We start from the raw sequence: 20,482 nt of genomic DNA, 5'->3' as shown, positions 1-20,482 counted from the left end.
ATGGAATCGTTTCTTTCAACATATGTCTGGCCAGGCCTCCTCATGGTCGGTCAGTCGCTTCTCGTCCTCGTCTGCTTGCTCGTCTTCATCGCCTACATCCTGTTGGCCGACCGCAAGATCTGGGCGGCCGTACAGCTGCGTCGCGGACCGAATGTGGTGGGTCCTTTCGGCCTTTTCCAGTCCTTCGCCGACCTTTTGAAGTTCGTCTTCAAGGAGCCGATCATTCCGGCCGGCGCCGACAAGGCGGTCTTCCTTCTGGCCCCGCTGGTCACCGTGCTTCTGGCGCTGTCGACCTGGGCCGTGGTTCCCTTCGCTGATGGCTGGGTCATCGCCAACATCAACGTCGGCATCCTCTACATCTTCGCGATCTCGTCGCTTGAAGTGTACGGCGTCATCATGGGCGGCTGGGCTTCGAACTCGAAGTATCCGTTCCTCGGCGCGCTGCGCTCGGCGGCACAGATGGTGTCCTACGAAGTCTCGATCGGCTTCGTTATCGTCACCGTCCTTCTCTGCGTAGGTTCGCTGAACCTGACGGATATCGTTCACGCTCAGCAGAGCGGCATCGGTACGCGCCTCGGCATGCCGTCGTCCTTCCTGGACTGGCACTGGCTCGCCCTGTTCCCGATGTTCATCATCTTCTTCATCTCGGCACTGGCTGAAACCAACCGTCCGCCCTTCGACCTTCCGGAAGCTGAATCCGAACTCGTCGCCGGCTTCATGGTCGAGTATGGTTCGGCCCTCTACATGATGTTCATGCTCGGCGAATACGCGGCCATCGTTCTGATGTGCTCGCTGACGACGATCCTGTTCCTCGGAGGCTGGCTGCCGCCGGTCGACGTCTGGTTCCTGAATTGGGTTCCCGGCATCATCTGGTTCATGCTGAAGTCGTGCCTGGTGTTCTTCATGTTCGCGATGGTCAAGGCATTCGTGCCGCGCTACCGCTACGACCAGCTGATGCGCCTCGGCTGGAAGGTCTTCCTTCCGCTGTCGCTCGCCATGGTCATCATTGTTGCATTCGTGCTGAAGCTGACGGCAGGGGCATGATCATGCCGGCCCTGGTTTCCAGCAATATTGGAGGTTGAAGATGGCAGGCTTGTCCAACGCTGTCAGCTCGTTGTTCCTGAAGGAATTCATCAGCGCTTTCTGGCTGACGTTCCGTTACATTTTCAAGCAGAAGGCAACGGTGAACTATCCGTTCGAAAAGGGACCGGTCAGCCCGCGCTTCCGTGGCGAACATGCCCTGCGTCGTTATCCCAACGGCGAAGAGCGTTGCATCGCCTGCAAGCTGTGTGAGGCTATCTGTCCTGCTCAGGCGATCACCATCGAAGCCGGCCCGCGCCGCAACGATGGCACCCGCCGCACGGTCCGTTACGATATCGACATGGTGAAGTGCATCTATTGCGGCTTCTGCCAGGAGGCTTGCCCGGTCGATGCGATCGTCGAGGGCCCGAATTTCGAATTTGCGACGGAAACGCGCGAAGAGCTCTATTTCGACAAGCAGAAGCTCCTCGAGAACGGCGACCGTTGGGAGCGTGAAATCGCTCGCAACCTCGCACTCGACGCTCCGTACCGTTGATTGAAATTGAAATGCCGGGCGGTGCTTGAAGTATCGCCCAGTCAACATGCACCAGAGCTTCGCGGCAACCAATGCGAAGCTTCATCGGGCGGGGGGAGTACCCGGCAGCCCGTGGGAAGATGAAGAAGGCACGAACATGGGTCTGCAGGCTCTATTTTTCTATATTTTCGCCTTTATCGCGATAGCGTCGGCGTTCATGGTCATCTGGTCGAAGAACCCGGTTCACTCGGTTCTGTTCCTGATCCTGGTTTTCTTCAACGCGGCCGGTCTCTTCCTGCTGCTCGGGGCTGAATTCCTCGCGATGATCCTGCTCGTCGTTTATGTCGGCGCCGTGGCGGTTCTCTTCCTCTTCGTGGTCATGATGCTCGACATCGACTTCACGGAGCTGCGGGCGGGTGTTCTGGAATACGCGCCGATCGGCGCGCTGATCGGGGTGATCCTCGCGGCCGAGCTGATCGTCGTGGTCGGCGGCAGCGTGATCTCGCCGGAGATCGCCAAGACGGTCGCCATGCCGATCCCCGCGATCACCGAGCGCACCAACACCGCCGCCCTCGGCGACGTGCTCTATACGAATTACGTCTACTTCTTCGAAATCGCCGCTCTCGTCCTGCTGGTCGCGATGATCGGGGCAATCGTGCTCACGCTCAAGCATCGCACGACGGTCAAGCGTCAGAACATCGCAAACCAGGTTGCCCGCAACCCGAAGACCGCCGTCGAGGTGATCTCGGTGAAGCCGGGGCAGGGGCTTTGAGGCAGGCGCGAGCTTAAGGAAACAACACAATGGTCATCGGACTTTCCCATTACCTGACGGTCAGCGCCATCCTCTTCACGCTCGGCGTCTTCGGCATCTTCCTCAACCGGAAGAACATCATCGTCATCCTGATGTCGATCGAGCTCATTCTGCTCGCCGTCAACATCAACATGGTCGCCTTCTCGTCGTTCCTGAACGACATCGTCGGCCAGGTCTTTGCATTGTTCATTCTGACCGTCGCTGCTGCTGAAGCGGCCATCGGTCTCGCAATTCTCGTCGTCTTCTACCGCAACCGCGGCTCCATCGCCGTGGAAGACGTCAATATGATGAAGGGCTGATAAGGCTATGTTTTTATATAAGGCTATCGTCTTTCTTCCCCTGATCGGCGCGATCATAGCCGGCCTTTTCGGCCGCGCGATCGGCGCCAAGGCGTCGGAATTCGTCACGACGGGTCTGATGATCATCACTGCGGTTCTGTCGTGGTACGTCTTCATCACCGTCGGCATGGGCCATGTCGAAGGCGGCCCGATCAAGGTCGAAGTCCTGCGCTGGATCCAGTCCGGCGGCATCGACGTCTCCTGGTCGCTGCGCATCGACACGCTGACCTCGGTCATGCTGATCGTCGTCAACTCGGTTTCGACGCTCGTCCATCTCTATTCGATCGGGTACATGCACCATGACCCGCATCGCCCGCGCTTCTTCGCCTACCTGTCGCTCTTCACTTTCGCGATGTTGATGCTGATCACCTCCGACAACCTTGCTCAGATGTTCTTCGGCTGGGAAGGCGTGGGTCTGGCGTCCTACCTGCTGATCGGCTTCTGGTTCAAGAAGCCGTCGGCGAACGCCGCCGCCATGAAGGCCTTCATCGTCAACCGCGTTGGCGACTTCGGCTTCATCCTCGGCATCTCGAGCGTTTTCGTTCTCTTCGGCGCCATCAACTTCGACACCATCTTCGCCAATGCTGCGAGCTTCGCGCATGAAGGCGGCGAGGGCGGCGAAGTGGTCCTGAACCTCTTCGGCATGCACCTCGACAAGGCACACGCGCTGACCGGCGCCTGCCTGCTGCTCTTCATGGGCGCAATGGGTAAGTCGGCGCAGTTCCTGCTGCACACCTGGCTGCCTGACGCCATGGAAGGCCCGACGCCCGTGTCGGCGCTCATCCATGCCGCAACCATGGTTACCGCCGGCGTCTTCCTCGTCGCCCGCATGTCGCCGTTGTTCGAACTGTCGCCGGATGCGCTGACCGTCGTCACCATCATCGGTGCGATCACCGCCTTCTTCGCGGCCACCGTCGGCCTCGTGCAGAACGACATCAAGCGCGTCATCGCCTACTCGACCTGCTCGCAGCTCGGCTACATGTTCGTCGCTCTCGGTGTCGGCGCCTATGGCGCGGCCATCTTCCACCTCTTCACGCACGCTTTCTTCAAGGCACTGCTCTTCCTTTGCGCCGGCTCGGTCATCCATGCCGTTGATGGTGAGCAGGACATGAGAAACATGGGTGGCCTGCGTCCGCACATCAAGGTCACGTTCTTGATGATGCTGATTGGTACCCTCGCCATTACCGGCGTCGGCATTCCGTTCACGCCGTTCGGCTTCGCCGGCTTCTTCTCTAAGGACGTGATCATCGAGGCGACATACGCATCGCATTCGCCGGTCGCTGGCTTCGCCTTCGCCATGCTGGTTATCGCGGCTCTGTTCACGAGCTTCTATTCCTGGCGCCTGATGTTCCTCACTTTCTTCAACAAGCCGCGCGCTTCGCACGAGGTCATGCACCACGTGCACGAATCGCCGCAGGTCATGCTGATCCCGCTCTATCTGCTGGCGATCGGCGCGGTCTTCGCGGGCTGGTTCTTCGAAGGACACTTCTACGGCGAGGAATATGCCGAGTTCTGGAAGGGCGCGCTCTTCACCTCGGAGCACAACGAGCTGGTCCACGAGTTCCACCACGTTCCGGCGCTCGTAGCCCTCAGCCCCTTCATCGCCATGGTGATCGGTTTCGTGACCGCCTGGTACATGTACATCAAGTCGCCGTCGACGCCGGCCGTGCTCGCACGCCAGCATCGGGTGCTCTACCAGTTCCTCTTGAACAAGTGGTACTTCGACGAGCTCTACGACCTCCTCTTCGTCCGTTCGGCAAAGGCCCTTGGCCGGTTCCTGTGGAAGAAGGGTGACGTCGGCGTCATCGACACCTACGGCCCGAACGGCATTGCCGCCCGTGTCGTCGATGTCACCAACCGCGTCGTGCGCCTGCAGAGCGGTTACCTCTATCACTACGCGTTCGCCATGCTGATCGGCGTTGCAGCGCTCGTTACCTGGATGATGCTCGGGAGTGCCCTCTGATGACCGATTGGCCTATTCTTTCCACGGTCACCTTCCTGCCGTTCGTCGGCGTGGTGCTCCTGCTTTTGATGAATGAGAACGGCCCGAACGGCCGCCGCAACGTCCTCAACATTGCCCTGTTGACGACGGTCGTGACCTTCATCCTGTCGCTCTTCATCTGGATCGGTTTCGACAATGCGAACCCGGGCTTCCAGATGATCGAGAAGCACGGCTGGCTCGGCACGGGCATCAGCTACCATCTCGGTGTCGACGGCATCTCCATGCTGTTCGTCATCCTCTCGACCTTCCTCATGCCCTTCTGCGTGCTCGCCAGCTGGTTCTCGGTGGAGAAGCGCCTGAAGGAATACATGATCGCCTTCCTGATGCTGGAAGTCATGATGGTCGGCGTCTTCGTGTCGCTCGATATCGTTCTCTTCTACGTGTTCTTCGAAGCCGGCCTGATCCCGATGTTCCTGATCATCGGCGTCTGGGGTGGCAAGGATCGCGTCTACGCCAGCTACAAGTTCTTCCTCTACACGCTGCTCGGCTCCGTGCTGATGCTGCTGGCCATCATGGCCATGTACTGGCAGGCCGGCACGACCGATATTTCGGCGCTGCTCGCCTACAAGTTCCCGCCGCACATGCAGACCTGGCTATGGCTGGCCTTCTTCGCCTCGTTCGCGGTGAAGATGCCGATGTGGCCGGTCCACACCTGGCTTCCCGACGCCCACGTTCAGGCGCCGACGGCTGGTTCCGTCATCCTGGCAGGCGTGCTGCTGAAGCTCGGCGGCTACGGCCTCATCCGCTTCTCGCTCGGCATGTTCCCTGTTGCTTCCGATTTCTTCGCGCCCATGGTCTTCGCCATGTCCGTCATCGCCATCATCTACACCTCGCTGGTGGCGCTGATGCAGGAAGACATCAAGAAGCTGATCGCCTACTCCTCGGTTGCCCACATGGGCTACGTGACGATGGGTATCTTCGCGGCAAACGCGCAGGGTCTGCAGGGCTCGATCTTCCAGATGCTGTCGCACGGTATCGTCTCGGGCGCGCTCTTCCTCTGCGTCGGCGTGGTCTATGACCGCACCCACACCCGCGAGATCGCGGCCTATGGTGGCCTCGTCAACAACATGCCGAAATATGCTGTGGCGATGATGGTCTTCACCATGGCGAACGTCGGGCTCCCCGGCACGTCGGGCTTCATCGGCGAATTCCTGACGCTGATCGGTGTCTTCCGGGTCAACAGCTGGGTTGCGCTCTTTGCCGCCACCGGCGTGATCCTCTCGGCCGCTTACGCACTCTGGCTCTATCGCCGGGTGATCTTCGGCACGCTGGACAAGGAAAAGCTCAAGGCTCTCCTCGACCTGTCGCCGCGTGAGCAGCTGATCCTCTACCCGCTGATTGCTCTGACGATCTTCTTCGGCGTCTATCCGGCTCCGGTCTTCGATGTGACCGCTGCCTCCGTCGACCATCTGATCAACAGCTATTCGGCCGCAGTCCAGGCAGCGCATGACGTCGCGCTGTCGATGAAATGATGACGGGACTTTTGTGATATGACCTCTGAAACACTACTCGCAAGCCTGCATCTTTCGATACCGGAACTGATCCTCGCGATCGGGTCTCTGGTCCTGCTGATGATCGGCGTATTCTCGGGAGAGCGCTCCGGCCGCATGGTCAGCGTTCTCGCGATCATCCTGTTGGCGGTCGCGGCCCTCTGGCTGGTCTTCGCTCCGAGCGAAGGCCTTGCCTACGGCGGCGTCTTCCTGGCTGATGGCTTCGGCCGCTTCATGAAGGTGACGGCTCTGGTCGGCTCCATCGTGGCGCTGTTCATGTCGCTCGGCCTTGCCAAGGAAAACCAGCTCGACAAGTTCGAGTTCCCGGTTCTCATCGTGCTCTGCACGCTCGGCATCCTGCTGATGATTTCGGCCAACGACCTGATCTCGCTCTACCTCGGCCTCGAGCTGCAGTCGCTGGCGATCTACGTCATCGCCGCGATCAACCGCGACAGCGTCAAGTCGACGGAAGCCGGCCTGAAGTATTTCGTACTCGGCGCTCTCTCCTCCGGCATGCTGCTCTACGGGATGTCGCTGGTCTATGGCTTCACCGGCCACACCCACTTCGCCGATATCGCCCAGGCGCTGACGGTGGATGGTGCGCGTTCGCTCGGCCTGATCTTCGGTCTGGTCTTCATCCTCGCCGGCATCGCCTTCAAGATCTCGGCCGTTCCGTTCCACATGTGGACGCCGGACGTCTACGAAGGTGCGCCGACCCCGGTCACGGCCTTCCTGGCCAGTGCGCCTAAGATCGCCGCCATGGCCATGATGACGCGTATCGTCATCACCGCCTTCCAGCCCGTCATGGCGGACTGGCAGCAGGTCGTCGTCTTCATCTCGATCGCCTCGATGCTGCTCGGCTCGTTTGCCGCGATCGGCCAGAAGAACATCAAGCGACTGATGGCCTATTCGTCGATCGGTCACATGGGCTACGCGCTGGTCGGTCTTGCCGCCGGCTCGCAGACGGGCGTCTCGGGCGTCATGCTCTATATGCTCATCTACATGGTCATGACGCTGGGCTCCTTCGCGATCATCATGTCGATGCGCCGCAAGGATGGCACCGTCGTCGAAAACGTGGCCGATCTCGCAGGCCTTTCGACCACCAATCCGATGATGGCGACGGTCCTCACCATCCTGATGTTCTCGCTGGCCGGTATTCCGCCGCTGGCAGGCTTCTTCGGGAAGTACTTCGTCTTCGTCGCCGCCATCGAAGCCAAGCTCTATGCGCTTGCCATCATCGGCGTCCTCGCATCGGTTGTCGGCGCCTACTACTACCTGCGCGTCATCAAGCTGATGTGGTTCGATGAAGCCACCGGCGAATTCGCCCGTGTCTCCGGCTCGCTGCGCCTCGTCTTCGGCGTCTCCGGCCTGTTCGTTCTCGCCTATGTCCTCATCGGCGGTCCGATCGGCGGTGCGGCCGAACTCGCAGCCGCGACGCTGTTCTGATGAGCTTCGACCCACGGCGCCTGAAGTCTCTCGATGACTTCAGGCACGAGGCTCTGTCAGAGACATTGTCCACCAATAGCGAATGCCTTGCCCGTGCTCGGGCAGGGGATGCCGGTCGCCTCTGGGTGACTGCGGAAAGACAGACCGGCGGCCGCGGCCGCCGTGGTCGTCCCTGGGTGTCTGAGCCCGGCAACCTCTACGCCTCTCTTCTCTTGATCGACCCCGCGCCGATGGAGCGCATCTCGTCCCTGCCGCTGGCGATCGCGGTTGCCGTGCACGAGGCGGTGTGGATGGTGCTGCCTCCAAGCGCAGAGCCGCTCGAGGTGAAGTGGCCGAACGACATCCTGATCGGCCGCAAGAAGACATGCGGCATTCTGATGGAAGGCGAGGCGCTCGCCGATGGCCGCTACGCCCTTGTTATCGGCATCGGCATCAATGTCGCCTTCATGCCCGACAATCCGCTCTATCCCGTTACCTGCCTGCGAGAACAGGGAAGTTCCGCCTCTCCACAGGAACTCTTCGCGCATCTGTTCGCATCCATGGCCGATGTGCTATCAGCGTGGGACCGCGGCCGCGGTATTCGCGATATCACCGCCCGTTGGCGCGATGTCGCTTGCGGTATTGGCGAAAAGATAACCGTGAATCTGCCGGACCGTTCGATTTCCGGCCACTTCAGCGGAATTGATGATAATGGCCTGTTGCTGCTCGATACGGGGGCAGGCAGGATGATGACGATCGCCGCCGGCGACGTCTTCTTTGGATGATTGGAAAAACAAGCAGTATGGCGAAGCAGGACGAACTGGTATTTCTGCCTTTGGGCGGCGTTGGCGAGATCGGTATGAATCTCGCCCTTTACGGCTATGGCCCGTCCGCGCATCGCCAGTGGATCATGGTCGACTGCGGCGTGACCTTCCCGGGTCCGGATTTGCCAGGCGTCGATCTGGTTCTGCCCGATATTCGCTTCCTCGCCAAGGAACGCAAGAACCTGAAGGCGATCTTCATCACCCACGCGCATGAGGATCACTATGGCGCGCTGGCCGATCTATGGCCGGGTCTCAATGTTCCCGTCTACGCATCGGGCTTCACGGCCGGGCTTCTGGAAGCCAAGCGTAACTACGAGAAGTCGACGATGGTCGAAATCCCGATCACGCCGTTCACGGCGGGCACCGTGGTCAATGTCGGCCCCTTCAGCGTCGAGGGCGTGGCCGTCAACCACTCGATCCCCGAGCCGATGTCGCTGATGATCCGCACGCCCTTGGGCAACGTCATCCACACCGGCGACTGGAAGATCGACCACGAACCGTCGCTCGGCCCGCTGACCGATGAAGCACGCTTCCGCCAGCTCGGCGATGAAGGCGTGCTCGCTCTGATGTGCGATTCGACCAATGCGCTGCGCGACGGTGTCTCGCCGTCCGAGAAGGACGTTTCGGAAAGCCTGCGCAAGATCATCGAGAACGCCGAAGGTCGTGTCGCCATTACCACCTTCTCCTCGAATGTCGGCCGTATACGCACCGTGGCTGAAGCTGCCGAAGCCGCCGGACGCGAAGTCCTGTTGCTCGGCAGCTCGCTGAAGCGGGTCGTCAACGTCTCCCGTGACCTCGGCCTGCTCGATGGAATCAAGCCGTTCATCGCCGAAGAGGAATACGGCTATATTCCGCGCGAAAACGTCGTCGTCATCCTGACCGGCAGCCAGGGCGAGCCGCGCGCAGCCCTTGCCAAGCTCTCGCGTGACGAGATGCGCAACGTGGCGCTGGCGGCGGGCGATACGGTCGTCTTCTCCTCGCGCGCCATCCCGGGCAACGAGAAAGCCATTCAGGACATCAAGAACGGCCTCGTCGAGCAGGGCGTTCACATCATCACCGACAGCGAAGCGCTTGTTCACGTCTCCGGACACCCACGCCGCAACGAACTGCAGAAGATGTACGAGCTGACGCGGCCGACCGTCGTTGTCCCGGTGCACGGCGAAGCCACGCATCTGACCGCCCACAAGGAACTCGCGGAGCAATCCGGCATCTCCACCGTTCCGCGCGTGCGCAACGGCGATGTCCTGCGCCTGGCGCCCGGTACGGTGGAAGTGATCGACGAAGCCCCGCATGGCCGTATCTTCAAGGACGGCACGCTGATCGGCGATTTCGACGAAATGGGCATCGGCGATCGCAAGAAGCTCTCCTATGTCGGCCATGTCGCGCTGAACGTCGTGATCGACGCCCGTTTCGATATCATCGGCGAACCCGACATGGTGGCGATCGGCCTGCCTGTCTACGACGATGAAGGCGACGAGTTCGAAGACACGCTCTATGACGCCGCGCTGAGCGCCTTCGAGAGCATTCCGCGCGCGCGCCGCAAGGATCTGGACCTGCTGCAGGAATCGATGCGTCGCGCGGTTCGCTCGACGGCCAACCAGATCTGGGGCAAGAAGCCGCTGGTCACTGTCTTCGTCACTAAGGTCTGATCCGATGCTCGGCCGCGTCAACCACGTCGCCATAGCCGTTCCCGATCTCGCAGCCGCCACGGCCGCATATCGAGACACGCTTGGCGCCGCGGTATCTGCGGCCGAGGCATTGCCGGAACACGGCGTCACCGTCGTTTTTGTCGAACTGCCGAATACCAAGGTCGAACTGCTTGAGCCGCTCGGCCCGCAATCCCCGATAACGGCCTTCCTGGAGAAGAACCCATCCGGCGGCATGCATCACATCTGTTATGAGGTGGCCGATATCATCGCGGCCCGCGACCAGATGCTGGCCGCCGGGGCGAGGGTGCTTGGCAATGGCGAGCCGAAGATCGGCGCCCACGGCAAGCCCGTGCTCTTCCTGCACCCCAAGGATTTCTTCGGCACGCTGATCGAGCTCGAGCAGGTCTGATCGCTGCGGCAGAGTGACCCAAACGCTGCCAAGACTGCACAAGCCTCTCAACACCGCTTTGTATCGTCGCTGTTCCGTCTTATAAGGGCGGTGGCCCGATGCGGCCGCTTGGGTGGGAGATCTTATGCTACAGACATTTCTACAGGGCTTTGCCGTCTACTTCATCGTCTGGTGGATGACGCTCTTTGCCGTCTTGCCGATCGGCTTGCGGACGCAGGCGGAGGACGACGATATCGTGCTCGGCACCGTGCACAGCGCGCCAACGCGTTTCCGGCCGCTCTTCACCTTCTCGCTGACGACGCTGGTCTCGGCCGTCATCTACACCCTCTGGTATGTCTCTTCGACCTATTTCGGCTGGGGCTTCGATGCCCTTCCGCAGATCGGCCCGTCATTCTCGAACGTCTGAGGGCGTTTGCTCAGCAATTGAGCAGATGCGAGAGAAGGGGCGTCATACGCGTGTCATCAAGTTGCGGCATGGAGGTGCCGTAACGGAATGGGCAGCTTACGTTGCGGAAGATGAGTGTTTCGAGCTACCGACGCGGTGTCGAAAAGCCAAAAAAAAACAAGGCTAAAAGCCTTGTTTTAAGTATCGCGTGATCCTTAACCGTTACCGGGGCTGCGACAAGCGCGCCTAAGATCTGATCCTCCCAAGACTTGACCGCGAAAATGGTAGGGATTTGAACTCCCTGCCTGTTTTGTGGGCTAAAGCTAGCTCAAAGATTGTGCTTTGTCATCAGATTTTTTTGCATTTTTGCTACACTCGAGTAAATTTTTTCTGTTGATAAGAGTTTCGCGCAAGTCATTATAATTTCGCCGCTTTCTTGGTTTCTTCGGTTTGCGGGCTCCAACTTGCTCTAAGAGAAGCCTGTGGAAATCCCTCGCGGGTTTCCTTCCTGCCGCGAAGCGGTTATGAACGCTGCCAACATTGTGATTGCCTTCGATTCCGCTATTTGGCGGCGTCTCAACAGCTCTGGAATTCGCCATGCGTCTGTCTCGCTACTTCATGCCCATCCTCAAGGAAAACCCCAAGGAGGCTGAAATTGTCTCCCACCGGTTGATGCTGCGCGCCGGCATGATCCGGCAGCAGTCGCAGGGGATCTACTCCTGGCTGCCGCTGGGCAAGCGCGTGCTCGATAAGGTCAACAACATCATCCGCGAGGAGCAGAACCGCTCCGGCGCCATCGAGCTGTCGATGCCGACCCTGCAGTCGGCCGAGCTCTGGCAGGAAAGCGGGCGCTACGACGCCTACGGCAAGGAGATGCTGCGCATCAAGGACCGTCAGGACCGTCCGATGCTGTACGGCCCGACCAACGAAGAGATGGTTACCGATATTTTCCGGTCTTCGGTCAAGTCTTACAAAGACTTGCCGCTGAACCTCTATCACATCCAGCTGAAGTTCCGCGACGAGATCCGTCCGCGCTTCGGCACCATGCGCTCGCGCGAATTCATGATGAAGGACGCCTATTCCTTCGACATGACCCGCGAAGGCGCCGAGCATTCCTACAAGAAGATGTTCGCGGCTTATCTGCGGACCTTCGATCGTCTCGGCCTGCGCGCCATTCCCATGCGCGCCGATACCGGCCCGATCGGCGGCGATCTTAGCCACGAGTTCATCATCCTTGCCGACACCGGTGAATCGGAAGTCTACAGCCACAAGGATTTCGTGAATTTCGATATCCCCTCGGTCGACACCAACTTCGACGATGTCGCCGGCCTAGACGCGATCTTCAAGAAGTGGACCTCGGTCTACGCCGCCACCTCCGAGATGCACGACGAAGCCGCTTTCGACGCCATCCCCGAGAGCGATCGCTTGTCCGCACGCGGAATTGAAGTCGGCCATATCTTCTACTTCGGCACGAAATATTCCGAGCCGATGGGTGCTAAGGTGCAGGGACCTGATGGCAAGGAACACGCCGTCCACATGGGTTCCTACGGTATTGGCCCGACACGCCTTGTTCCCGCCATCATCGAAGCATCGCATGACGAGAACGGAATCATCTGGCCGGCCTCTGTCGCGCCTTTCGATGTCGTCGTGATCAACATGAAGGCCGGCGACGCCGCTTGCGACGCTGCCTGCGAGAAGATCTACGCGGAGCTCTCCAAGGCCGGCGTCGATGTTCTCTATGACGATACCGACGATCGCGCCGGCACCAAGTTCGCAACCGCGGACCTGATCGGTGTGCCCGTACAGATCATCGCCGGCCCGCGCGCGGTCGCGAACGGCGAAGTGGAAGTCAAGGACCGCAAGACCGGTGCCCGCGAAACGATGACCATCGACGCGGCAATCAATAAGCTCTTGGGCTAAGAAGAAGGCGGGAGGCGAAATGGCAGACGCAGCGGTGAGCCAGCAGGGATCCAAATCCGGCTCGGCTGCGGCCAGCAGGCCATTTTCCGCTTTCGAGCGACTTGTGGCGTGGCGCTATCTGCGCGCACGCCGCAAGGAAGCCTTCATCTCGGTGATCGCAGGCTTCTCGTTCATCGGCATCATGCTCGGCGTCGCGACGCTGATCATCGTCATGGCCGTGATGAACGGTTTCCGAACCGAACTGATCTCGCGCATCCTCGGCATCAACGGCCACATGATCGTGCAGCCGGTCGATGGTCCGTTCACGGATTATCCGGCGCTGACCGATCGCCTGGGCGCCGTTCCCGGCATCAAGGTGGCGCTGCCGCTCGTCGAAGGCCAGACGCTGGCCTCGGGTGCCGGCGGCGCTGGCACCGGCGCGCTGGTTCGCGGCATCCGCGCCGAAGACCTGAGCAAGGTGAAAACCGTCTCCGACAACATCAAGTCCGGCGACCTCGTCGGCTTTGCGGCCGGCCAGGGCGTTCTCATCGGCTCGCGCATGGCCGACCAGCTCGGACTGCAGGCAGGCGATACGATTACGCTGATATCACCGGAAGGTGACGTGACGCCGATGGGCATCAATCCGCGCGTCAAATCCTACAAGGTCTCGGGCATCTTCGAGATCGGCATGTCGGAATATGATGCGACGATCATCTACATGCCGCTCGAGGAAGCACAGCTCTATTTCAACGCCGAAGGGCTGGTGCAATCGATCGAGCTCTATGTCGATAATCCCGACAATATCGACGAGCTGCGCCCCAAGGTGGAGCAGGCAGCCGGCCGCCAGATCGCGATTACCGACTGGCGCCAGCGCAACCAGACCTTCTTCTCGGCGCTGCAGGTCGAGCGCAACGTCATGTTCATGATCCTGACGCTGATCGTTCTCGTCGCCGCGCTGAACATCATCTCCGGCCTCATCATGCTGGTGAAGGACAAGGGCAGCGATATCGCGATCCTGAGAACCATGGGCGCGAGTTCCGGCGCCATCATGCGGATTTTCTTCATGACGGGTGCCGCGATCGGCCTGGTCGGCACCTTCGCCGGCGTGCTGCTCGGCGTTATCGTCTGCATCAACATCGAGAAAATCCGCGCGTTCTTCTCCTGGCTGTCGGGTACGGTGCTGTTTGACCCGCAGCTCTACTTCCTCAGCCAGCTGCCGGCCAAGATGGAGGTCGGCGAAACGGTCTCTGTCGTGGTCATGGCGCTGACGCTGTCTTTCTTCGCGACAATCTTCCCCGCATGGCGCGCTTCCAAGCTCGATCCCGTGCAGGCCCTGCGCTACGAATAAGGAATGCTGATTACATGAAGCGGAATACCGTTCTCAAGCTTTCCGGCGTCGAGCGTCACTATGGCCAGGGAGAGACCCAGCTTTCGATCCTGAAGAAAGCTGACCTGACGATCAATAGCGGCGAGATCGTCGCGCTTGTGGCTCCATCAGGCACCGGCAAGTCGACCCTGCTGCATCTGGCGGGCCTGCTCGAGCATCCCGATGGCGGCGAAGTCACCATCAGCGGCAATGCCTGCAATGGCCTCTCTGACGACAAGCGCACGGCGATCCGCCGCAGCGAGATCGGCTTCGTCTACCAGTTCCACCACCTGCTTCCCGAGTTCTCGGCGCTCGAAAACATCATGATGCCGCAGATGATCGCCGGCCTGCCGCGCAACGAAGCCAAGGTGCGGGCAGGGCAGCTGCTCGACTACATGCGCATCGGCCACCGCGGCGCCCACCGCCCCGGCGAACTCTCTGGCGGTGAACAGCAGCGCGTGGCGATCGCCCGCGCCGTCGCCAATGCGCCGAGCCTTCTGCTCGCCGACGAACCGACAGGCAACCTCGACCCCGAGACCGCCATCTACGTCTTCGAAGCCCTAGAGGCCTTGGTGCGCCAGTCCGGCCTCGCGGCCCTGATCGCCACCCACAACCACGAACTCGCGGCCCGCATGGACCGCCGTGTCACCATCGCCGACGGCAAGGTCGTGGATTTCTGAGATTTCCCGGCCGGGTCAGGACCACTCTAGCCGCCGCAGATCGACTGCCCAGTTTCGTCCTTCCAGTCGGCAATCGTGATCATGCGTGCCTCGGCCTTCGCATCCTTGCCGTCGCGCTGCAGCTTGCCGGTGAGCGCATTGTAATCGCATGAGCCGCCGCCATCCGGATCCAGCGTATCGTAGTGGCTGTAGGTGTAGCCGGCGACGACGAACTGGTTGTTGCGGTAGGCAAGCGTCAGCGTCTGCTCCCAGCGGTCGCGGCCGATGGCGCTGTTTTGCGAACGGATGGCGATCGAGCTCTTGCCGGCCGCCTTGATCGACGGCTCCTGGCCGTAAATCCCCTCAGCCACGGTGGTTCCCCAGATCTTGCCGGGTGCGCTGGTCGCGAGCCGCAACAGGTCGTGGTCATCCCGCAGATAGATGTAGACGCCGAGTTGGTCGTCGGCGGCATCGTCGGGAGCCTCGGCGAGCAACGCCAGGTCCGGCTTGCCATCGCCGTTCCAGTCGCCGACCGCCACATCGACGATGCGCGCCGGATCAGGATCCGCGCCGAAGGCCGCGTTGGCTGAAAACAGGACTGCCACAAAGATGAATCGACGCATGCTCGTCTCCCGTTTGCCGTTAACCAAACAGAAAACAATCCTGTTGACAACGGAACAAGAGCGGAACAAAATAAAAACATAAGAGCACAGGAGAGCCAAATGACTGACATGATCCGCGATATCGCAGCATTCACCTCCATCGCAATGTTCATTGCCAGCTTCTCTTTGATCTGCATGGCAATGTAAGAATAACGGGGACCGCATGGCTGTCATGCGGTCCGATGGTACCCGCCTCTCTGGACATCGACGTCCCCAAATCCGACAATGCATCCGATTCATACGGATGCGCGGAAAGGCATATCATGGCGGGCACTGAAAACGGCGCGAGCGACTTCATCGGCGGTACGCCGGGCTTCGTTCACCTGCGTGTGCACTCCGCCTTCTCGCTGCTTGAGGGGGCGTTGCCTCTCAAGAAGATTCTCTACAAGGCATCGGGCGATAGCCAGCCGGCGATCGCCATCACCGACACCAACAATCTATTCGTCGCACTGGAATTTGCGCAGAAATCGATGGACGAAGGTCTGCAGCCGATCATCGGCTGCCAGGTCTCCATCGATATGGAAGACGGCCTTGAGACCGACCGTCGCGGCGGCCAGCAGCAGCTGGCGAAGCTGCCGTCGATCGTGCTTCTGTCCGCCACCGATGCCGGCTATGAACGGCTGGTGGATCTCGTCAGCCGTGCCTATCTCAGCGGCGAGGGCGCCGGGCAGGCGGTCCACATCAAGGCGTCGTGGCTGGATGAACTCGGCACCGAGGGCCTGATCGCGCTGTCAGGCGCATCGACCGGCCCGATCGACATGCCGCTGAAAGAGGGGCACATCGCGCCGGCGACCGCGCGCTTGCTGTCTCTGAAGGACAAGTTCGGCGATCGGCTCTATATGGAGCTTCAGCGACAGGGCACCTACGACAAGCGCCATGAGCAACGCGTGATCGGCCTTGCCTATGAACACGAGATCCCGCTGGTCGCGACCAACGAGGCCTTCTTCCCGACCCGCGACGATTATGACGCGCACGATGCGCTGATGGCCGTGGCGCACAACGCCATCGTCTCCGACGACACGCGTTTTCGCCTGACGCCGGATCACTATCTGAAGAGCCGCGCCGAGATGGTGAAGCTTTTCGCCGATCTGCCCGAAGCGCTTGAAAATACGGTGGAGATCGCCCGCCGCTGCTCCTTCGTCCTGAAGACCCGCAAACCGATCCTGCCGCGCTTCACCGGTGCCACGGCGGACCCCGAGGAGGCGGAGCGCGCCGAATCGCTGGAGCTTCGCCGCCAGGCCGTCGAAGGTTTGGATATGCGCCTACAGACGCTCGGCATGTCGGCGGGCTACGAGGAGAAGGATTACCGCGACCGGCTGGAATTCGAACTCAGCGTTATCGAGCGCATGAAATTCCCCGGCTACTTCCTGATCGTTGCCGACTTCATCAAGTGGGCGAAGCTGCAGGATATTCCTGTCGGCCCCGGCCGTGGATCCGGCGCGGGCTCGCTGGTTGCTTATGCGCTGACGATCACCGACGTCGATCCGCTGCGCTTCTCGCTGCTTTTCGAACGCTTCCTCAATCCGGAACGCGTCTCGATGCCCGACTTCGATATCGACTTCTGCCAGGACCGCCGCGAAGAGGTGATCCGCTACGTGCAGAAGAAATATGGCCGCGAGCAGGTGGCGCAGATCATCACCTTCGGTTCGCTGCAGGCGCGCGCGGCTCTTCGCGACGTCGGTCGTGTGCTTGAAATGCCCTACGGCCAGGTCGACAAGATCTGCAAGCTGGTGCCCAACAATCCGGCCAACCCGACGCCTCTGTCGAAGGCGATCGAGGAGGAGCCGAAGCTGCAGGAAGAGGCTGACAAGGAGCCCGTCGTCGCCCGCCTGCTCGATATCGCGCAGAAGATTGAAGGCCTCTACCGCCACGCCTCGACCCACGCCGCCGGCATCGTCATCGGCGACCGCCCGCTGTCGAAGCTGGTGCCGATGTATCGCGATCCGCGCTCCGACATGCCGGTCACCCAGTTCAACATGAAGTGGGTCGAGCAGGCTGGTCTCGTCAAGTTCGACTTCCTCGGCCTGAAGACGTTGACGACGCTGAAGGTGGCTGTCGACTTCGTCGCCAAGCGCGGCATCAAGGTTGATCTGGCCGCGATACCGCTGGATGACAAGCTGACCTACGAGATGCTCTCGCGCGGCGAAACGGTCGGCGTGTTCCAGGTGGAAAGTGCCGGCATGCGCAAGGCGCTGATCGGCATGCGGCCCGACTGCATCGAGGACATCATCGCGCTCGTGGCGCTGTATCGTCCGGGTCCGATGGAAAACATCCCGACCTACAATGCCCGCAAGCATGGCGAAGAAGAGCTCGAGTCGATCCATCCGACCATCGATTACCTCTTGAAGGAAACACAGGGCGTTATCGTCTACCAGGAGCAGGTCATGCAGATCGCTCAGGTGCTGTCGGGCTATTCGCTCGGCGAGGCCGATCTTCTGCGCCGCGCCATGGGTAAGAAGATCAAGGCGGAGATGGACCAGCAGCGCGAGCGCTTCGTCGTCGGCGCCGTCAAGAACGGCGTGTCGAAGCCGCAGGCAGACAACATCTTCGAGCTTCTGGCGAAATTCGCCAACTACGGCTTCAACAAGTCGCACGCCGCAGCCTACGCCATCGTCTCCTACCAGACCGCCTACATGAAGGCGCATTATCCGGTCGAGTTCCTCGCCGCCTCGATGACGCTCGACATGTCGAACACCGAAAAGGTCAACGACTTCCGCCAGGATGCCAAGCGCCTCGGTATCGAGGTCATCGCGCCCTCCGTGCAGACCTCGTTCCGCCACTTCCAGACCGGAGACAACCGCATCTATTACGCGCTGGCGGCCCTGAAGGGCGTCGGCGAATCGGCCGTCGATCATATCGTCGAGGTGCGCGGCGACACGCCATTCGCCAGCCTCGAGGATTTCTGCCTGCGCATCGATCCCAAGCAGGTCAACCGGCGCGTGCTGGAAAGCCTGATCTTCGCCGGCGCCTTCGATTGCTTCGAGCTCGATCGCGCCCAGCTCTCGGGCGGCATCGATCGCATCATGGGCTATGCCCAGCGCGCCCAGGAAAACAAGCTGAGCGGCCAGTCGGATATCTTCGGCGGCGTGTTGTCATCGGGTCCGGAAAAGATCTCGATGCCGCCTTTCTCGCCCTGGCTGCCTTCCGAGCGCCTGCTCAAGGAATTCCAGGTCCTCGGCTTCTATCTGACGGCCCACCCGCTCGATAGCTACAGCAGCGTGCTGGAGAAGATGCGCGTCCAGACCTTCGGCGATTTCGCGGCAGCCGTGAAGCAGGGTGCCAGCAATGCGCGCCTTGCCGGAACGGTCATCTCCAAGCAGGAGCGCAAGACGCGCACCGGCAACAAGATGGGCATCATCGTCTTCTCGGATTCATCCGGCCAGTTCGAAGCGGTGCTCTTCTCGGAGATGCTGAACCAGTATCGCGACATGCTGGAATCGGGAAAGTCATTCGTCATCACCGCCACCGGCGAAGAGCGGCCGGAGGGCATCGGCCTGCGCATCCAGACGATCCAGTCGCTGGAGGAAAAGTCGCTGCAGATGCAGAAGGCGCTGCGTGTCTATGTCCGCGATTCCGGCCCGCTGCGCGCGGTTGCCGCCCACCTGAACGCCAGGGGCGACGGCCTCGTCTCCTTCATCGTCATCAAGGAGGATGGCAAGCGCGAGATCGAGGTGGAGCTGGCGCAGAAATACCGGATCACGCCCGAAATCGCCGCCGCCATGCGCTCGGCACCCGGCGTGATCGATGTGGAACTCGTCTAGCCGCGCGTCAGCGTGATGAAGTCGGTGCCCTGACCGGTCTCCGGGCCGACGCCGGTGTCGGAGATCGTCAGTGTCGATCCTGGCGTCAGCATCGAGTCGATCCGCTGTCTCGTGTCATCCGGAATGGTGATCCGGCCGAGCGCGTTCAAGATCGGCGTGCCCGAGATGATCGAGCTTTCCATCGTGCTGATGCCCAGCCGCTTCATCGTCTGGCTGGTCAAGGTGTTGGGCAGCGTCACGCCCAGCCACTCGGTGGTGCCGTCTTCGAAGTTCACCTCGTGCGCGCTGAAGAAATGGGTCCCGAGCGCCAGTTCCGGTTGGGCGATTGTCACCGGCGCCTCGAACACCTGCTGGAATCCCTGCCGCACCATGATCACGCCGTTCGGCGGCTCACCCTTGCCAGCGGCGCTGTAGACTGCGCGCAAGAGATCGTCACTGATGAGTGACTTGGCGGCATCAGGGCTCATCGGATGCTGCTTCTTGAACTCGCCGATCGCCTGCACCGTCGCCGGCCCGAGATAGCCGTCGGCGTTACCGACAGCAAATCCAAGCTCCGCGAGATAGGTCTGCAGATCGATGATGGTTTCGCGCTGCGCCCGGCGGGTGATCAGGATCTTCACCGGTTGGTCGTTGACGGGCGCCACGATCGGCTGCACCTGCAGCCGCGGCATCGCCACCTCGTTCATCGCCACTTGCACCGGCAGCGAGCCGATCGCCGGCCTGAGTTCGACATCGGATAAAAGCGGCGCCGGAGCCGGCGCGTGCGGGCTGAACAGCAGCGGATGGTCGACCGGCTCCGGCGCAAGCTGCGCGTCGGTGATGATCACGGGCACGCCCATCTCGGTCATCTTGTAGAGTTGCTTTGCGAATGCATCGGGCATGCGCACGCAGCCGTGCGAGGCGGGATAGCGCGGCACGGAGTTCGACTGGTGGAGCGCGATGCCCGACCATGTCAGCCGCTGCATGAACGGCATCGGCGCGCCCGAATAGATGTTGGATTCGTGGTAGGTCTGCTTCTCGATCACCGAGAAGATGCCGCTTGGCGTGGTGTGGCCGGATTTCCCGCTCGATATCTTCGACGTGGCGATGACATCGGCGCCGTCATAGACGGCCAACGACTGCTTGCTCTTGGAAACGAAGATCTGCAGCGCCCGCGCGTCCGTGGCGAACGCGGGATGCACGAGGGCGGTGGCCGACAGCAAGCCGAGCCCGAAGACGAGACGCGAGAACATTTGAACCCAACCGAT

General features: G+C 61.0%; 17 protein-coding genes. 15 read left to right on the top strand and 2 right to left on the bottom strand.

What is annotated here, in order from left to right; all coding sequences use genetic code 11:
- The 14 genes from nuoH (at nucleotide 1) to D460_RS0119130 (ending at nucleotide 14,833) form a co-directional block, all read left to right on the top strand.
- Nucleotides 1-1,044 (top strand): NADH-quinone oxidoreductase subunit NuoH, encoded by a 1,044-nt coding sequence (gene nuoH / locus D460_RS0119195; protein WP_018900205.1) that lies wholly within the window; start codon nucleotides 1-3, stop codon nucleotides 1,042-1,044.
- A gap of 40 nt (nucleotides 1,045-1,084) precedes the next feature.
- Nucleotides 1,085-1,576 carry an NADH-quinone oxidoreductase subunit NuoI gene (gene nuoI / locus D460_RS0119190; protein WP_018900204.1) on the top strand — a complete coding sequence of 164 codons (492 nt, stop codon included), beginning with the start codon at nucleotides 1,085-1,087 and terminating at the stop codon, nucleotides 1,574-1,576.
- A 136-nt stretch (nucleotides 1,577-1,712) separates the two neighbouring features.
- Nucleotides 1,713-2,327, top strand: a complete 615-nt coding sequence (locus tag D460_RS0119185) for an NADH-quinone oxidoreductase subunit J (RefSeq protein ID WP_018900203.1) — start codon at nucleotides 1,713-1,715, stop codon at nucleotides 2,325-2,327.
- A 29-nt stretch (nucleotides 2,328-2,356) separates the two neighbouring features.
- Entirely contained in the window at nucleotides 2,357-2,665 is a 309-nt protein-coding gene (gene nuoK / locus D460_RS0119180; RefSeq protein WP_018900202.1) for an NADH-quinone oxidoreductase subunit NuoK, read from the top strand.
- A 7-nt stretch (nucleotides 2,666-2,672) separates the two neighbouring features.
- Complete coding sequence (gene nuoL / locus D460_RS0119175) at nucleotides 2,673-4,667, top strand: NADH-quinone oxidoreductase subunit L (RefSeq protein WP_018900201.1); 1,995 nt, start codon at nucleotides 2,673-2,675, stop codon at nucleotides 4,665-4,667.
- On the top strand, nucleotides 4,667-6,178 hold the full coding sequence (locus D460_RS0119170; protein WP_018900200.1) for an NADH-quinone oxidoreductase subunit M: 1,512 nt from the start codon (nucleotides 4,667-4,669) through the stop codon (nucleotides 6,176-6,178). Before nuoL ends, D460_RS0119170 begins: the two co-directional genes overlap by 1 nt.
- 18 nt (nucleotides 6,179-6,196) lie before the next feature.
- Nucleotides 6,197-7,642: an NADH-quinone oxidoreductase subunit NuoN gene (nuoN, locus tag D460_RS0119165; RefSeq protein ID WP_018900199.1), complete on the top strand. Its 1,446-nt coding sequence runs from the start codon at nucleotides 6,197-6,199 to the stop codon at nucleotides 7,640-7,642.
- The gene (locus tag D460_RS0119160) at nucleotides 7,642-8,406 is read left to right on the top strand and encodes a biotin--[acetyl-CoA-carboxylase] ligase (RefSeq protein WP_018900198.1); all 765 of its coding nucleotides are present in this window, start codon (nucleotides 7,642-7,644) and stop codon (nucleotides 8,404-8,406) included. Before nuoN ends, D460_RS0119160 begins: the two co-directional genes overlap by 1 nt.
- Nucleotides 8,407-8,423: 17 nt before the next feature.
- Nucleotides 8,424-10,094: a ribonuclease J gene (locus D460_RS0119155; protein WP_018900197.1), complete on the top strand. Its 1,671-nt coding sequence runs from the start codon at nucleotides 8,424-8,426 to the stop codon at nucleotides 10,092-10,094.
- A 4-nt stretch (nucleotides 10,095-10,098) separates the two neighbouring features.
- Nucleotides 10,099-10,503: a methylmalonyl-CoA epimerase gene (gene mce / locus D460_RS0119150; RefSeq protein ID WP_018900196.1), complete on the top strand. Its 405-nt coding sequence runs from the start codon at nucleotides 10,099-10,101 to the stop codon at nucleotides 10,501-10,503.
- Nucleotides 10,504-10,627: 124 nt separating this feature from the next.
- Nucleotides 10,628-10,909: a DUF1467 family protein gene (locus D460_RS0119145; protein ID WP_018900195.1), complete on the top strand. Its 282-nt coding sequence runs from the start codon at nucleotides 10,628-10,630 to the stop codon at nucleotides 10,907-10,909.
- A gap of 576 nt (nucleotides 10,910-11,485) precedes the next feature.
- Nucleotides 11,486-12,808 carry a proline--tRNA ligase gene (gene proS, locus D460_RS0119140; RefSeq protein WP_018900194.1) on the top strand — a complete coding sequence of 441 codons (1,323 nt, stop codon included), beginning with the start codon at nucleotides 11,486-11,488 and terminating at the stop codon, nucleotides 12,806-12,808.
- Nucleotides 12,809-12,827: 19 nt separating this feature from the next.
- The gene (locus tag D460_RS0119135; RefSeq protein WP_018900193.1) at nucleotides 12,828-14,135 is read left to right on the top strand and encodes a lipoprotein-releasing ABC transporter permease subunit; all 1,308 of its coding nucleotides are present in this window, start codon (nucleotides 12,828-12,830) and stop codon (nucleotides 14,133-14,135) included.
- A 14-nt stretch (nucleotides 14,136-14,149) separates the two neighbouring features.
- The gene (locus D460_RS0119130) at nucleotides 14,150-14,833 is read left to right on the top strand and encodes an ABC transporter ATP-binding protein (RefSeq protein ID WP_018900192.1); all 684 of its coding nucleotides are present in this window, start codon (nucleotides 14,150-14,152) and stop codon (nucleotides 14,831-14,833) included.
- A 26-nt stretch (nucleotides 14,834-14,859) separates the two neighbouring features.
- Here the strand turns inward: D460_RS0119130 and D460_RS0119125 are convergent, their stop codons facing one another.
- The gene (locus D460_RS0119125) at nucleotides 14,860-15,435 is read right to left on the bottom strand and encodes a hypothetical protein (RefSeq protein WP_018900191.1); all 576 of its coding nucleotides are present in this window, start codon (nucleotides 15,433-15,435) and stop codon (nucleotides 14,860-14,862) included.
- 302 nt (nucleotides 15,436-15,737) lie between these two features.
- Here D460_RS0119125 and dnaE point away from each other — a divergent pair, with 302 nt between their 5' ends.
- A complete protein-coding gene (gene dnaE / locus D460_RS0119120) occupies nucleotides 15,738-19,235 on the top strand; it encodes a DNA polymerase III subunit alpha (RefSeq protein ID WP_018900189.1) in 3,498 nt (1,165 codons plus the stop codon).
- Here the strand turns inward: dnaE and D460_RS0119115 are convergent.
- Nucleotides 19,232-20,467: a L,D-transpeptidase family protein gene (locus tag D460_RS0119115; protein WP_018900188.1), complete on the bottom strand. Its 1,236-nt coding sequence runs from the start codon at nucleotides 20,465-20,467 to the stop codon at nucleotides 19,232-19,234. The two genes, dnaE and D460_RS0119115, sit on opposite strands and share 4 nt — an antisense overlap.
- Nucleotides 20,468-20,482 lie beyond the last annotated feature (15 nt).

The organism is Rhizobium sp. 2MFCol3.1, from assembly GCF_000377565.1.
Lineage (GTDB): Bacteria > Pseudomonadota > Alphaproteobacteria > Rhizobiales > Rhizobiaceae > Rhizobium.
The sequence above is the reverse complement of the archived record's forward strand: the minus strand, read 5'-3'. Positions and strand labels throughout refer to the sequence as shown.